Genomic DNA, 16,058 nt, shown 5'->3' on the forward strand with positions numbered 1-16,058 from the left:
AAGTCATTGGAGTTGCAGGTGGACAGCCAACAAGCGAATCCCGATGAGCTTACTCAAGTAAGTGATTCGGGTAAGCGAGCGCAGCTAACAACGCTGTAGCTTCAAGGACGAAGGGTATAAATCATACCGTAAAACCGCCAAGAGATAAGATGGCTTGCTTAGAAGTGTGGAAAAGATTGCAAATCACGGTGAGAGATAGGGAAATAAGCCGATTATCTGCCAATAAACGGTAGGCATAGCCAAAATAAGGTGGGGGTCAAAACTTACGGCGTAGCGAGCTAAGCAGACTGAGTGCGTACAGCGCGGAAAAACCGGAGCGTACACGCAGCACGTGAGGATTTTATTCGCTACGCTCCCCTGCGGGCCGCCCTAAAGGGCGTTCAAAATACCTGCATTTTGTGAGCACTACACAATCTCAGTATGGCGACGCGCAGTAGCCGGTCATAAAGCAGAGGCCTGCCCGCCATGGGCCAGCATATAATTATTCAGCTCATTCATACCGGTCCAGCGATTCTCGCACCACAACGGGGCCAACAACGTGGGTCTGCGCGCACTGGCAGAGATCCGATGATAGACAATCTGCACTGGAGTATGGCGGATCATTTCACCCGCAGTCACAACATATTGTTCCAACGCCAGTTCCGCCAACCGCCCTGCCCGCCATGCTTTTCCCATCGTGCTACCTTCCACGATATGGAGTGGATGCAGTTTTAACCCATCAACACCGGTTGCCACCACTTGTTCTAGCGTTGCCATATTCTGTGGCTTATCTTCGCCGGGTAAGCCGACAATCAAATGACAGCATACTTTCAGCCCACGGGCACGGGCGCGGCGGGCTGTTTGCTGATAACAGGCGAAATCATGCCCACGGTTAATACGTTTGAGCGTTTTATCATTAGCGGTCTGTAGCCCCAACTCAAGCCAGACTTCATAACCTTGCTGGTGATAACCACTCAATAAATCCAATACCGCATCCGGGACACAATCGGGCCGGGTTCCCACACACAAACCGACAATGTCAGCTTCGGCTAAAGCCTGTTCATACATCACAGCTAAAGCATTAACCTCTGCATAAGTACTGGTATAGGCCTGAAAGTAAGCCAGGTAACGTTTTGCCCGATTAGTTTTTTTTGCCTGCGCCGCTAGCTGCTGCGCAATACTCTGTTGCTGCATGTTCTCATCGGCAAATGAAGCCACCTGACAAAAGGTACAGCCCCCCCGACCGAGTGTTCCATCACGATTAGGGCAGCTAAACCCGCCGTGCAGCGTGAGTTTATGCACTTTTTCACCGTAACGGCGCTGTAAATCCGCACCAAACATATTGACTAATTTCTGCAACTGCATAATCTTGGCACTGCCTGTCAAAAAAGAGCTTAAGGCTACCCGCTAGCGATGCAATTCGCGATGACAGAGATCAACTCCCACGCCCTTGGGTGCAACCTCGCATAACCATTCATTATAAATGCAAATAAAATCACTTGACCAATGATTAAATTTTCTTATTTCCACCAACCTGTTAGCGCTTCTATTACAATTCAGTGAAAAATAGTTTTATAAACCAATAAATATTTAAATTGCAGAATTTAATTCTGACATCCCCGCCAGCACTAGCATGGTGCAGAGATTTGTCGATTGCACTATAGTGAGACAGCTCACAATTTCACGCCTATCTTATTGAGTATAAGATGGGTTAAAAGTACCAATAAATATATATTTTTCATTGTGATAACCCCATTTATTACCTTAAAGATATATCTTAAGCCTATATTTGACCTGAGTATTCTTTCTCGCTAAGTTGGAGGTCCGCTGGAAGCTTTCTAGACGGGCAAACGTCTAGTCATAATTATGCAGTAATTTAAGACTCCCTCTTAAAACAAGTCTTATACCACTTGTGAGAACCGTCACAAGAGGCCATTGGCGGAGGGCGGAAAAGCAGATTTGTCGCGAAATACGCGGCTCTCAGCCCACCCTGCCTGATGTAACCATGTCCTTCTGGAGTCGGTTTGTGAGAGTCTCGCAGAGCCTGGGGAGGTTCACTGATATGTTGTACGATAAATCCCTTGAGAGGGACAACTGTGGTTTCGGCCTAATCGCCCACATAGAAGGCGAACCTAGCCATAAGGTAGTGCGTACCGCTATACACGCACTGGCCCGCATGCAACACCGTGGCGCGATACTTGCTGATGGCAAGACCGGCGACGGTTGTGGCTTGTTGTTACAAAAACCGGATCGTTTTTTCCGGATGGTCGCTGAAGAACGCGGATGGCGTTTGGCCAAAAACTATGCCGTAGGCATGATGTTTCTCAGTCAGGACGAAGAACTCGCCAAGGCAAGCCGCCGCATTGTAGAAGAAGAATTGCAAAACGAAACGCTGTCGATTATCGGCTGGCGTGAAGTGCCGACCAACCCGGATGTTCTCGGTGAAATTGCCCTCTCCTCCCTGCCTCGGATTGAACAAATTTTTGTGAACGCCCCTGCTGGCTGGCGTCCACGTGATATGGAACGCCGCCTGTTTGTGGCGCGTCGCCGTATCGAAAAGCGTATTTCAGAAGATAAAGATTTCTACGTATGTAGTTTCTCTAATCTGGTGACGATCTATAAAGGCTTATGTATGCCTGCGGATCTGCCGCGCTTCTATCTTGATTTGGCTGATTTGCGCATGGAGTCGGCAATCTGCCTATTCCACCAGCGCTTCTCAACCAATACCGTGCCACGCTGGCCACTGGCTCAGCCGTTCCGTTATCTGGCCCACAACGGCGAAATCAATACCATCGCCGGTAACCGCCAATGGGCGCGCGCACGTGCTTATAAATTCAAAACGCCATTAATCCCGGATTTGCAGGATGCGGCTCCTTTCGTCAATGAGACCGGCTCTGACTCCAGTTCACTGGATAACATGTTGGAACTGTTCCTCAGTGGCGGTATGGACTTGATTCGTGCCATGCGTCTGCTAGTGCCACCGGCCTGGCAGAACAACCCAGATATGGATACCGACCTGCGCGCCTTCTTTGACTTCAACTCCATGCATATGGAGCCGTGGGATGGCCCGGCCGGGATTGTGATGTCAGATGGCCGTTATGCCGCTTGTAACCTTGACCGTAATGGCTTGCGCCCTGCGCGCTACGTTATCACCAAAGATAAGCTGATCACCTGTGCTTCTGAAGTGGGCATCTGGGATTATCAGCCCGATGAAGTGATTGAAAAAGGTCGCGTCGGCCCTGGTGAACTGATGGTGATCGATACCCGCAGCGGTAAGATCCTCCATTCAGCCGAAACGGATAACGATCTGAAAAGCCGCCACCCGTATAAAGAGTGGATGGAGAAGAACGTTAAGCGTCTGGTGCCGTTCGAAGATCTGCCAGAAGATCAGGTGGGCAGCCGTCAGTTAGATGATTCGACACTGGAAACCTACCAGAAGCAATTTGGTTACAGCAGTGAAGAGCTGGACCAAGTCATCCGTGTGCTGGGTGAAATTGGTCAGGAAGCCACCGGCTCAATGGGTGATGACACCCCATTTGCGGTACTATCCAGCGGCCCACGTATTATTTACGATTACTTCCGCCAGCAATTTGCGCAGGTCACCAACCCGCCCATCGATCCGCTGCGTGAAGCACACGTTATGTCACTGGCGACCAGTATCGGTCGTGAAATGAACGTGTTCTGCGAAGCAGAAGGTCAGGCGCACCGACTGAGCTTTAAATCGCCGATCCTGTTGTTCTCTGATTTCCAACAGTTAACCACGTTGGAAGGGGAGCATTATCGTGCTGATCGTGTGGATTTGACCTTTGATCCTGCCGAAACTGACCTGGAACAAGCGGTTCTGAGATTATGTGAAGAAGCGGAGCGCAAAGTCCGTGACGGTGCCGTAATGCTGGTACTGTCTGATCGTGCCATCGCCCCTAACCGCCTGCCGGTACCCGCACCAATGGCTGTCGGCGCTATCCAGACCCGCCTGGTTGAGAAAAATCTACGCTGCGACGCCAACATTATTGTTGAAACTGCCAGTGCCCGCGACCCGCATCACTTCGCCGTGCTGCTCGGTTTTGGTGCGACTGCGATTTACCCTTATTTAGCTTATGAATCATTGGCTAAATTGGTTGATAGCCAAGCGATTGATAAGAAGTATCGCGATGTGATGCTTAACTATCGTAATGGGATCAACAAGGGCCTATACAAAATCATGTCCAAAATGGGCATTTCAACTGTGGCCTCTTACCGCTGTGCCAAGCTGTTTGAAGCGGTTGGCCTGCATCGTGATTTGTCTAATCTCTGTTTCCAGGGCGTGGTCAGTCGTATCGGTGGAGCCAGCTTCAGTGATTTCCAACAAGATCTGCAAAATCTGTCTAAACGTGCCTGGCTGAAACGCAAGCCGTTGGATCAGGGCGGTTTATTGAAGTTTGTTCACAACGGCGAATACCATGCGTATAACCCGGATGTGGTCAGCACCTTACAAAAAGCGGTTCACAGTGGTGAATACAGCGATTATCAGGTTTATGCCAAGCTGGTTAATGAGCGCCCGATTGCCACACTGCGTGATCTGTTAGCCATTAAACCGCAAGGCACCCCGATCCCGGTGGATCAAGTGGAACCGGCTGAATCACTGTTTACTCGCTTTGATACGGCGGCAATGTCTATCGGCGCACTTAGCCCGGAGGCCCATGAATCATTGGCTATCGCCATGAACAGTCTGGGTGGCTTCTCTAACTCCGGTGAAGGTGGCGAAGATCCGGCCCGTTACGGTACGAATAAAGTTTCTCGTATCAAGCAGGTGGCCTCTGGTCGTTTCGGTGTGACACCGGCGTATCTGGTAAACGCCGATGTTATCCAGATCAAAGTAGCACAAGGTGCAAAACCAGGTGAAGGCGGCCAGTTACCCGGTGATAAAGTCACACCTTATATCGCCAAACTGCGCTATTCCGTACCGGGAGTGACATTGATCTCCCCACCACCGCACCATGATATTTACTCAATCGAAGACCTGGCACAGCTCATTTTCGACTTGAAACAGGTCAATCCGAAAGCGTTGATTTCGGTGAAACTGGTATCTGAGCCGGGCGTGGGTACCATTGCTACCGGCGTAGCGAAAGCTTATGCCGACCTGATTACCATTGCTGGGTACGACGGTGGTACCGGTGCCAGCCCGCTCTCTTCAGTGAAATATGCCGGTTGCCCGTGGGAGCTAGGATTAGTTGAAACGCAACAAGCGCTGGTTGCTAACGGCCTGCGCCATAAAATCCGTCTACAAGTGGATGGTGGCTTGAAAACCGGCGTCGATATTGTTAAAGCCGCGATTCTGGGTGCAGAAAGCTTCGGCTTCGGTACCGGGCCTATGGTGGCACTCGGTTGTAAATACTTACGTATTTGCCACCTGAATAACTGCGCCACCGGTGTAGCAACTCAGGATGAAAAACTGCGTCGTGACCATTATCACGGCTTGCCTGAACGGGTGGTTAATTACTTCCAGTTTATCGCACGGGAAACTCGTGAAATCATGGCTGAGTTGGGTGTAAGCCAACTGGTTGATTTAATTGGTCGTACTGACATGCTGCTGGAACTGGATGGCATCTCAGCCAAACAGAATAAACTGGATCTGTCGCCGATGCTGAAAACCGCTACGCCACATCCGGGTAAGGCACTGTATTGTACCGAAAGTAACCCTCCGTTCGATAAAGGCATATTGAACAAAGAGTTACTGTCGCAAGCTGAACCGCACATTGAAGCGAAACACAGTAAGACGTTCTACTTCGATATCCGTAATACTGACCGTTCCGTAGGTGCCGCGCTGTCGGGCGCGATTGCCACTAAACATGGTGATCAAGGTCTGGCAACCGACCCAATCAAAGCTTATTTCTCCGGTACTGCCGGTCAAAGCTTTGGTGTCTGGAATGCCGGTGGTGTTGAGTTAACCCTGACCGGTGATGCCAACGACTATGTCGGTAAAGGGATGGCCGGTGGCCGTATTGCAGTGCGCCCTCCTGTCGGCTCCAACTTCCGCAGCCATGAGGCCAGCATTGTCGGCAACACCTGTCTGTATGGCGCGACTGGCGGCAAATTATTCGCCGCAGGCCGTGCAGGTGAGCGTTTCGCCGTGCGTAACTCTGGGGCTATCACCGTTGTTGAAGGTATCGGTGATAACGGTTGTGAATACATGACTGGTGGTATTGTCTGCGTACTGGGTCGCACTGGGATTAACTTCGGTGCTGGTATGACCGGCGGTTTTGCTTATGTTCTTGATGAAGATGGTGAATTCCGTAAACGTGTTAACCCTGAGCTGGTGGAAGTCCTGGATGTCGATCAATTGGCAATCCATGAAGAGCATCTGCGTGGGCTGATCACTGAGCATGTTCAGTTGACCGGTTCCAGCCGTGGCGAAGAAATTCTGGCTAACTGGCCAGAGTGGGTGACCAAATTTGCTTTGGTTAAACCGAAATCCAGCGACGTGAAAGCACTGTTGGGCCACCGTAGCCGTTCCGCAGCCGAGCTGCGGGTTCAAGCGCAGTAAGGGGTTGAAATGAGTCAGAATGTTTATCAGTTTATCGACCTACAGCGCGTAGATCCGCCGAAAAAGCCGCTGAAGATCCGTAAAATTGAATTTGTTGAGATTTACGAGCCGTTTTCGGAAACCCAGGCCAAAGCTCAGGCAGACCGCTGCCTGTCTTGTGGTAACCCTTATTGCGAATGGAAGTGCCCGGTTCATAACTACATTCCTAATTGGCTGAAACTGGCCAACGAAGGGCGCATCATGGAAGCGGCGGATCTGGCCCACCAGACCAACAGCTTACCGGAAGTGTGTGGCCGTGTATGCCCACAGGACCGTCTGTGCGAAGGGTCTTGTACCCTGAACGATGAATTCGGTGCGGTGACTATCGGCAACATCGAGCGCTACATCAGCGATAAAGCCATTGAGATGGGCTGGAAGCCTGATATGTCGCATGTTCACCCGACCGGTAAACGTGTCGCGGTGATCGGTGCTGGCCCTGCCGGGCTGGCCTGTGCCGACGTATTAGCACGCAACGGCGTACAAGCCGTGGTATTTGACCGCCATCCAGAGATTGGCGGCTTGCTGACCTTCGGTATTCCAGCCTTTAAGCTGGAAAAAGAAGTGATGATTAAGCGCCGTAAAATCTTCTCCGAGATGGGTATCGAATTCCAACTCAATACTGAAATCGGTAAAGATATCACCATGGATGCGCTGCTGAAGGAGTATGACGCGGTGTTCCTCGGTGTCGGGACATACCAATCGATGCGCGGTGGTCTGGCAAATGAAGATGCCTCGGGTGTCTATGATGCGCTGCCATACCTGATTGCCAATACCAAGCAGTTGATGGGCTTTGATGCGACCGTCCACGAGCCATATATCAATATGGAAGGTAAGCGTGTCGTAGTGCTGGGCGGCGGTGATACCGCAATGGACTGTGTGCGTTCATCGATTCGCCAAGGGGCAACAGATGTGGTGTGCGCCTATCGTCGTGATGAGGTCAACATGCCAGGTTCCAAGCGGGAAGTGAAAAACGCCCGTGAGGAAGGAGTTGAGTTTAAATTCAACTTGCAACCATTAAGCATCGAAGTTAACAGCAACGGCAACGTCTGTGGTGTGAAGATGGTTCGTACCCAACTGGGCGCACCTGATGCACAAGGCCGCAGCGTGGCTGAGCAGATCCCAGGGTCTGAACATGTGCTACCAGCAGATGCAGTGATAATGGCATTTGGCTTCCGTCCACACAGCATGGAGTGGTTGGCGGCGCATGACGTGGCATTGGATAAGCAGGGCCGCGTAGTGGCCCCTGAGAGCACTGATAATGCGTTTCAGACCAGTAACCCGAAAATCTTTGCCGGTGGCGATATCGTCCGTGGCTCTGATCTGGTGGTGACAGCCATCGCCGAAGGCCGCAAAGCCGCAGATGGCATCATGAATTATCTGGAAGTCTGACAGTAAAAGTATCCTGCCATAGACTTAACACTAGAGGGCTGGTTATCCAGCCCTTTTTACTGTTTTTTTCCACGCACATCCACTTCAACTCAAGATTTTGTAACAATCTCAACCACCTTATTTGCAGCAATTTATAGCTGAAGCGCTATAGTAAAGGCCGAGCTCCGATAGGTTTATGCTTTCCGTACTTATACTTTCTGTATCTATGCTTTTTGGCCTGACCCCATGGCCAGCCTTATTGTTACGCCTTGTTTTAAATAAAGGATTATCTGTTATGAAATCTCACTTACTTTTTATTGCTGGCGGCTTGCTGGCGATCAGCAGCAGCGCATTGGCTATGTCTTTGAATTATCAAGAAGTTGGTTATAATATTGAGGCGCGTGGCGCGCGCGCTGTGGTAGCCGAGCTGGCAAAAGCGGGGCAACTGCCTGCGGTAGAAAATAATATTAAGCTGGGTGATGACAACTGGATTGCCATGGCCCCTAAACTGGCCGATGCCGGTAATGCGAATTTCACTGCTGGGGTGAAATCGGCACTCTCTTCTGCACTGATTTATAACCCGGCCGCAGTACTAAAAGCGGTGAGCGACAGTAAAACACTAACGGTATCAGATATTTGTACCGCACCGGCAGATGTCAAAGACAGTGCTGCCAAAGCCAGCTTCCAACAGCGCGCATCTCATACCTTATCGACTATCAGAAATAGCGATATGATGAGTCAACGTGATAGCTGTCTGGCTGAGTTGAAAAAGCTGTCTTAATTATTGGTTATTTGGCAGAAATAATAAGGGCGGCTAATGCCGCCCTTATTGGGTATGGTAACGCTTGGTGCAAAAGAACAGTGTTGTTCGTTACTTAACAACCCGTAATGCTGGGCGACCACCGCTACGTGGCGGTTTTGGTGGCTCATCATCCGGTGAATGACTATCGTCCTGTGATACCTGAGTATCACCAGTGACTAATGTCAGGTTCTCAGCCGGTGCCGTCTCGCTACCTTCCTCTGTGAAAGCCTCAAAATTGCCATCAGCATCAGAATCGTAAGCTTCTTCAGGCTCAAACATAGTGCCAGAGCCGTTTTCACGCGCATAGATAGCCATTACCGCAGCCATCGGCACGGTAACTTGACGAGGAACGCCACCGAAACGGGCATTGAAACTTACACCCTCGTTACCCAGCTCCAAATTACCCACGGCACGCGGTGCTACATTCAATACAATCTGCCCATCGCGGGCAAATTCCATCGGCACCGAAACACCCGGCCGGGTGACATCCACAACCAGATGCGGAGTCAGTTGATTATCAATCAACCACTCGTAAAATGCGCGCAACAGATAGGGACGGCGCGGAGACATATCCGACATCTCCATAACAATTAACCTCGGGTTTTCAGGTGCATTTCACGTTCAGCTTCAGTCAGGGAAGCCAGGAACGCATCACGCTCAAACACACGTGTCATATAACCCTTCAACTCTTTAGAGCCAGCACCGGTTAACTCGATACCTAATACAGGTAAACGCCACAGCAGCGGAGCCAGATAGCAATCAACCAGGCTGAATTCTTCGCTCATAAAGAAAGGCATTTCATTAAATACCGGCGCGATAGACAACAGAGCTTCACGTAGCTGCTTGCGGGCTGCTTCAGCTTCCTGAGCATTACCTTGTTCGATCTTATGCATCAGGGAATACCAGTCTTTCTCGATGCGATTCATCATCAAACGACTGCTACCACGTGCAACAGGGTATACCGGCATCAATGGAGGATGAGGGAAACGCTCATCCAAATACTCCATGATGATGCGGGATTCATACAATGTTAACTCGCGATCAACCAAAGTAGGAACGGTCTGGTAGGGATTGAGGTCAATCAGGTCCTGCGGCAGATTACCAGCTTCAACCTGCTCAATCTCAACACTGACACCTTTCTCCGCCAGTACGATACGTACTTGATGGCTAAAAATGTCGGTCGGGCCGGAAAACAGCGTCATTACCGAACGTTTGTTGGCAGCGACAGCCATGAAAACCTCCAAGATTATCTAGAAAACAGTGCGAATAGCCCACGGTTAGGTTGCTATCCTGAGTCGTTTTACCGCCGGTTCGTCATCTCGACAGCTGTTGCCGTAAATAAGCCTTGGTCGAGATAGTTATTCAGCCAGGGAGATACACGGACGCCAACAGTTCGCCGAACAGGCACAAAAGTGGGTGATAGTTTACCAGATTTTGCATGTTTTGTGGGGATGGTGCTGCGATTTCGTGATTAATTGTTTATCAGACAACGGTTTAGCAACGAAAATATAATATGTGATGCTATGGAAAGTGGTTTTTCAGGCATAAAAAAACCCGGTGAGACACCGGGTTTTTACCATTAATCTGATGCCGTAGAGGCAAAAAATTAACGTTTGGAGAACTGTGGACGACGACGTGCTTTACGCAGACCCACTTTCTTACGCTCAACTTCACGCGCATCACGCGTTACGAAGCCAGCTTTACGCAGTTCACCACGAAGAGACTCGTCATATTCCATCAGTGCACGGGTAATACCGTGACGGATAGCACCAGCTTGACCAGAAATACCACCACCTTTAACAGTGATGTACATGTCAAACTTGCTAACCATATCTAGCAGTACGAGCGGTTGCATAACAACCATACGGCCAGTTTCACGACCGAAGTACTCTTCGATGCTACGTTGGTTAATAACGATATTACCGCTACCCGGCTTAAGAAAAACGCGTGCAGCAGAACTTTTGCGGCGACCAGTGCCGTAGTATTGATTTTCAGCCATTGCCATAATCCCGATTAAATGTCCAGAACTTGCGGTTGCTGCGCCGCATGATTGTGCTCAGTACCCGCGTAAACTTTCAGTTTACGATACATTGCACGACCCAGCGGACCCTTCGGCAGCATGCCTTTAACCGCGATTTCAATCACACGCTCAGGACTGCGGGCAATCATCTCTTCAAAGGTCGCTTGTTTGATACCACCGATATGACCGGTGTGACGGTAATAAATCTTGTCTGTACGCTTGTTACCAGTTACGGCAACTTTTTCTGCGTTCAGAACGATGATGTAATCACCAGTATCAACGTGCGGGGTGTATTCCGCTTTGTGCTTGCCGCGTAAGCGACTAGCCAGTTCAGTAGCGAGGCGACCTAAGGTCTTACCGCTCGCGTCAACAACATACCAGTCGCGTTTTACAGTTTCTGGTTTAGCTGTGAAAGTTTTCATTATAAAAGCTTACCCAATTAATAAGTTACACGTTGGTGAACACCCAAACGTTCAAAAACAGTTGAGGCTCACACGACCATCAGTCCAGCAAACCTACCCCTTCGAATAGCCAATGCCGGCACTATCAAAGTTTTTGGGAAAAAAACTTTGTTGTAACGTGGGGTCGCAAGATTATAGAGAAGTCGACGTTAAAGATCGAACTGTTTTTGACGAGAAAGGTATAAATTAAACATGTTAAGTTAGGGCGAAGGAAAATCGCCCACCACAGAATAGCATTTTAGCGGGTCAAAAGTGAATAACGGTCGTGCAGATTATCCCTATGGCAGATGCGGTAAAGAGAGATACTCTTCACTTTGCATCTCTTGTAACCGCGATAAACAGCGTTGATATTCGAATTTAAGGCGCTCACCGCAATAAATATCGAACATTGATACTTCTGCCGCAATAATCAATTTTACCCGCCGTTCATAAAACTCATCCACGAGTGCCAGAAAACGCCTGGCCGTATTCTCATCTCGCGTCTCCATGCGGTGGACGTTGTGCAGTAATACCGTGTGATAGAGCTTGGACAGTGCAATGTAATCCAACTGGCTGCGGGCTTCTTCACACAGTGTATGGAAATCTACCGCCAGAACACCCTGTGCTGAGCAAATAGCAGGCAATGGCCGATGGTTAACTTCCAGTATCGGCGCTTGGTCCCCCTCTTTACCGGCCAGTTTGACAAAAATATCGTCCATCGCTTGTTCAGTTTGTGGATTCAAGGGCGTCAGATAAAGATTTGCCTGAGTCAGGGTCCGCAGGCGGTAATCAATCCCCGCATCGACATTCATCACATCACAATACTGTTTAATCAATTCAATGGCTGGCAAGAAGCGGGCACGCTGTAAACCATTATGATACAAATTATCCGGTGGAATATTGGAGGTGGTAACCAACGTGATACCTCTGGCAAAGAGTGCCTCCAGCAATGTCGCCAGTAACATGGCATCAGTAATATCCGAGACAAAAAACTCATCAAAGCACAGCACATCAGTCTGTGCTTTGAAACCGTCGGCAATAATCTCCAGCGGATTTTCATGACCTTGCAGCTCAGTCAGTTCTTGATGTACCCGTAGCATAAAACGGTGGAAATGCAGTCGCAGCTTGCGCTCACCCGGCAAGCTGTGGAAAAACAGATCCATCAGCCAGGTTTTACCCCGCCCAACACCGCCCCACATATACAGCCCCTGGGCGGGTCGTATGGGGGGCCGGGGTACTGCTCGCCCAATCAAACGGTTCAGCCGCCCGCGCAGACTCGCGCGGGTCGGCGCTATACTCTGGCGTTGATTTAGTTCCTGATAAAGCCTATCCAGCCGTGCTACAGCACGCCGTTGTACCTCATCAGGTTGGTAGTCGCCGGCATCAAGTGCCTGCTGGTAAAGTGCTGTAGGTGTACTTGGTTGCATGTTTATCAACAATCCCTGATAAAATAGTTATCTACTTTTTGCGCGACTTTGTTGCTGATTTATCGGGCAATCGCCGCATTTACCGACACTGCCACTGCGAAGAAAGCCTGATAACCATAAGCAAAGTTGCATCAGGATTCCACTCCGACAAGGTTAACGGTTATAGTGGGTATTATTAAGTGAAAAAGTCCTGCTGAACAATGAAGTCAAAAAAGGAGTCATCATGACCTGGGAGTATGCGCTTATTGGGTTGGTTGTTGGTATCGTGATTGGCGCGGTGGCTATGCGCTTTGGCAACCGCAAATTGCGTCAGCAGCAAGTGCTGCAAAATGAGCTGGAGAAAAGCAAAACTGATTTGGAAGAGTACCGTCAGGAACTGGTTGGGCATTTTGCCCGCAGTGCTGAGTTGTTGGATAATATGGCTCGCGACTATCGCCAGCTCTACCAACATATGGCGAAAAGCTCCAATAACTTATTACCGGACTTGCCACTGCAAGATAACCCGTTCCGCTATCGTCTGACTGAATCTGAAGCAGATAATGATCAGGCACCGGTAAAAATGCCACCTCGGGATTACTCTGAAGGCGCATCGGGGTTATTACGCCCGGAGCATCAGACCCGCGATTAAGCACGCGTTTAGCTATCATACTGACTACGGTGGGGTGCATCTCACATTACCGTGGTCAGTACATTTACACTTCTATACTTACCTCTCCTTGAATTGCTTCATAGCGAGCCTTATATCAAGCCATATCTTAGGATGCTTATATTTAGGACAGCAGTAGCCTTTTGAAATAAGTGAATTTTTTAGCTAATCCAGAGTCTTAATTTACAACGGGCCTGTAACAGCCATTCATCCTATTCATTCACCGTTAGGTATTGAGAGAGTTTAAATCAATGAAGAAAAAGTCATTATTTCTTAGTGCGCTGGCAATGAGTGTCGCCCTGGGTCTCGCGTCTGTTCCAATGGTGAACGCAGCAGCACTGCCGGCAGCCGTGGCCGGGCAGGCAGTTCCTAGTCTGGCACCGATGTTGGAAAAAGTTTTGCCCGCGGTAGTCAGTGTTCATGTGTCAGGAACACAGGCACAACAGCAACGTTTGCCGGAAGAATTCAAATTCTTCTTTGGCCCGAATGCACCCGCCGGTAAAGAAAGCAGCCGTCCATTCGAGGGGTTAGGGTCGGGTGTTATCATTAATGCCGAAAAAGGCTATGTGCTGACAAACAACCACGTTATCAATAATGCGGATAAAATTCGCGTTCAGCTCAATGATGGTCGTGAATATGATGCGAAGCTGCTAGGACGTGATGAACAAACCGATATCGCGTTATTGCAGTTAACCGATGCCAAAAATCTGACCGCGATTAAAATGGCCGATTCCGATAACCTGCGAGTGGGTGATTTTGCCGTTGCTGTCGGTAATCCATTTGGTCTGGGGCAAACAGCAACATCGGGGATTATTTCCGCCTTGGGTCGTAGTGGCTTGAATTTGGAAGGGTTGGAAAACTTTATCCAGACCGACGCCTCCATCAACCGTGGTAACTCTGGCGGCGCGCTAGTTAACCTCAATGGTGAATTGATTGGGATTAACACCGCAATTCTGGCCCCAGGTGGCGGCAACATCGGTATCGGCTTTGCTATTCCAAGTAACATGGCGCAAAACCTCAGCCAACAATTGATTGAGTTTGGCGAAGTGAAGCGCGGGTTGTTGGGCATTCGTGGCAGCGAAATGACCGCTGACATGGCCAAAGCCTTTAATATTGATGCTCAGCGTGGCGCTTTTGTCAGTGAAGTGCTACCAAAATCAGCCGCATCTAAAGCAGGCATCAAAGCCGGTGATGTGTTGGTTTCTGTTGATGGGAAACCCATCAGTAGCTTTGCTGAGTTGCGGGCCAAAGTGGGCACCACCGGGCCAGGTAAAGCCATTAAAGTTGGCATGCTGCGCGATGGGAAACCGCTTGAAGTCACCGTAACCCTGGAAAACAGCAGCCCAACGTCAACTAGCGCAGAAACCTTATCGCCATCATTGCAGGGTGCATCCCTGAGCAATGGGGAAATAAAAGGGGGCAGTAAGGGCATCAAAGTTGAGAGCGTGACCAAAGGCTCACCTGCAGCGCAATCTGGTTTGCAGAAAGATGATGTGATTATTGCTGTAAACCGTGTCCGGGTTCAGGATATTACTCAGTTGCGCAAAGCCCTTGATGCGAAACCGGCGGTAATTGCACTGAATATTGTGCGCGGTGAAGAGAATATTTACCTGTTAATACGCTAATTTGCAGAAAAATCGGACACAGCACAATGCTGTGTCCGCCAAACTCATGCTATCCTCCTGTCATCCATCCATTTACGCCTTAAACCTCATGTTTCTTAAGCTATTGCGTTCTATTATTTTGGGGCTAATTATTGCCGGTGTCTTGCTGGTCGCAATACCTATGCTCCGTAGTCCGGGCCATATCTTTTCCGGCAAGAGCAATAGCATAGATGAAGAGGTTCCAGCCAGTTATAACCAGGCGGTACGCAGAGCTGCCCCTGCGGTGGTTAATGTCTATAACCGTAGCCTAAGCTCGACACAAGATGGACTGGCTATTCGTACATTGGGTTCTGGCGTAATCATGAGTGATAAGGGATATATCCTTACCAACAAGCACGTTATCAATAATGCTGAACAGATAATTGTGGCACTACAAAATGGCCGAGTATCCGAGGCATTACTTGTGGGTTCCGATGGCTTAACTGATTTAGCGGTACTAAAAATTGATGCGGTGAACCTACCAGTAATTCCAATCAATATTAATCGTGCCCCCCATATCGGTGATGTCGTGCTGGCAATTGGCAACCCTTATAACCTTGGCCAAACCGTCACCCAAGGGATTATCAGCGCCACTGGACGTATTGGTTTAAGTGATTCCGGGCGACAAAACTTCCTTCAGACCGATGCTTCAATCAATCAGGGGAATTCTGGCGGGGCGCTGGTGAATACCTTGGGCGAACTGATGGGAATTAACACTCTGTCCTTTGATAAGAGCAGTAACGGCGAAACACCGGAAGGGATTGGTTTTGCGATTCCAACAGCACTTGCGACCAAAGTGATGGAGAAGCTTATCCGTGACGGTCGAGTGATACGTGGCTATATCGGAGTTACCGGCGAGGAATATCCGCCCTTCAATGCCAGCGGCAATAGTACGGATCGGGTGCATGGGATTAAGGTCAATGACATATCAGCTCATGGCCCCGCAGTAGATGCAGGTCTGCAAATTGGCGATATCATCCTTAGTGTTAATAATAAACCTGCGACATCCGTTATCGAAACGATGGATCAGGTAGCAGAAATCCGCCCCGGTACCACCATCCCTATCTTATTGTTACGTAACGGCCAACAGATGACGGCACAAATCACTATCAGCGAGTTAGATCAAAATGCCGTGCTAGGTCATCAGACAACACCACAACCGTAATAGTCA

Annotated in this window: 12 protein-coding genes; 6 read left to right on the forward strand and 6 right to left on the reverse strand. The window is 49.5% G+C overall.

Translation table 11 applies throughout. The annotated features are described in order from the left end of the window. Nucleotides 1-441: 441 nt before the first annotated feature. Nucleotides 442-1,344 carry a TIGR01212 family radical SAM protein gene (locus V1956_RS23350; RefSeq protein WP_372560445.1) on the reverse strand — a complete coding sequence of 301 codons (903 nt, stop codon included), beginning with the start codon at nucleotides 1,342-1,344 and terminating at the stop codon, nucleotides 442-444. Nucleotides 1,345-2,041: 697 nt separating this feature from the next. Between V1956_RS23350 and gltB the strand changes: the two genes are divergently transcribed. The 3 genes from gltB (at nucleotide 2,042) to V1956_RS23365 (ending at nucleotide 8,690) form a co-directional block, all read left to right on the forward strand. Beyond that, nucleotides 2,042-6,502 carry a glutamate synthase large subunit gene (gene gltB / locus V1956_RS23355; RefSeq protein ID WP_083162296.1) on the forward strand — a complete coding sequence of 1,487 codons (4,461 nt, stop codon included), beginning with the start codon at nucleotides 2,042-2,044 and terminating at the stop codon, nucleotides 6,500-6,502. Between the two features lie 9 nt (nucleotides 6,503-6,511). Continuing rightward, on the forward strand, nucleotides 6,512-7,930 hold the full coding sequence (locus tag V1956_RS23360) for a glutamate synthase small subunit (protein WP_420071281.1): 1,419 nt from the start codon (nucleotides 6,512-6,514) through the stop codon (nucleotides 7,928-7,930). Between the two features lie 274 nt (nucleotides 7,931-8,204). Beyond that, nucleotides 8,205-8,690 (forward strand): hypothetical protein, encoded by a 486-nt coding sequence (locus V1956_RS23365; RefSeq protein ID WP_420071282.1) that lies wholly within the window; start codon nucleotides 8,205-8,207, stop codon nucleotides 8,688-8,690. Between the two features lie 90 nt (nucleotides 8,691-8,780). On the opposite strand, the gene sspB is transcribed toward V1956_RS23365, so the two are convergent. The 5 genes from sspB to zapE all read right to left on the reverse strand — a co-directional run bounded on the left by sspB (nucleotide 8,781) and on the right by zapE (nucleotide 12,598). Next, entirely contained in the window at nucleotides 8,781-9,296 is a 516-nt protein-coding gene (sspB, locus tag V1956_RS23370) for a ClpXP protease specificity-enhancing factor (protein ID WP_083162290.1), read from the reverse strand. Nucleotides 9,297-9,301: 5 nt separating this feature from the next. Next, on the reverse strand, nucleotides 9,302-9,943 hold the full coding sequence (gene sspA, locus V1956_RS23375; protein ID WP_083162288.1) for a stringent starvation protein SspA: 642 nt from the start codon (nucleotides 9,941-9,943) through the stop codon (nucleotides 9,302-9,304). 374 nt (nucleotides 9,944-10,317) lie between these two features. Then, nucleotides 10,318-10,710, reverse strand: coding sequence for a 30S ribosomal protein S9 (rpsI, locus tag V1956_RS23380; RefSeq protein ID WP_019080041.1), 393 nt, complete (start codon nucleotides 10,708-10,710; stop codon nucleotides 10,318-10,320). A 14-nt stretch (nucleotides 10,711-10,724) separates the two neighbouring features. Then, a complete protein-coding gene (rplM, locus tag V1956_RS23385) occupies nucleotides 10,725-11,153 on the reverse strand; it encodes a 50S ribosomal protein L13 (protein WP_005188409.1) in 429 nt (142 codons plus the stop codon). A 317-nt stretch (nucleotides 11,154-11,470) separates the two neighbouring features. Then, nucleotides 11,471-12,598, reverse strand: coding sequence for a cell division protein ZapE (gene zapE, locus V1956_RS23390; RefSeq protein WP_420071283.1), 1,128 nt, complete (start codon nucleotides 12,596-12,598; stop codon nucleotides 11,471-11,473). A gap of 223 nt (nucleotides 12,599-12,821) precedes the next feature. On the opposite strand from zapE, the gene zapG reads away from it, so the two are divergent. The 3 genes from zapG (at nucleotide 12,822) to degS (ending at nucleotide 16,052) form a co-directional block, all read left to right on the forward strand. Continuing rightward, the gene (zapG, locus tag V1956_RS23395; protein WP_004714934.1) at nucleotides 12,822-13,226 is read left to right on the forward strand and encodes a Z-ring associated protein ZapG; all 405 of its coding nucleotides are present in this window, start codon (nucleotides 12,822-12,824) and stop codon (nucleotides 13,224-13,226) included. Between the two features lie 269 nt (nucleotides 13,227-13,495). After that, the gene (gene degQ, locus V1956_RS23400; RefSeq protein WP_372560440.1) at nucleotides 13,496-14,869 is read left to right on the forward strand and encodes a serine endoprotease DegQ; all 1,374 of its coding nucleotides are present in this window, start codon (nucleotides 13,496-13,498) and stop codon (nucleotides 14,867-14,869) included. A gap of 88 nt (nucleotides 14,870-14,957) precedes the next feature. After that, nucleotides 14,958-16,052: an outer membrane-stress sensor serine endopeptidase DegS gene (gene degS / locus V1956_RS23405; RefSeq protein ID WP_372560439.1), complete on the forward strand. Its 1,095-nt coding sequence runs from the start codon at nucleotides 14,958-14,960 to the stop codon at nucleotides 16,050-16,052. The last annotated feature ends 6 nt before the right edge of the window (nucleotides 16,053-16,058 follow it).

The organism is Yersinia sp. 2540 StPb PI, assembly GCF_052217165.1.
Taxonomy (GTDB): Bacteria; Pseudomonadota; Gammaproteobacteria; order Enterobacterales; family Enterobacteriaceae; genus Yersinia; species Yersinia enterocolitica_E.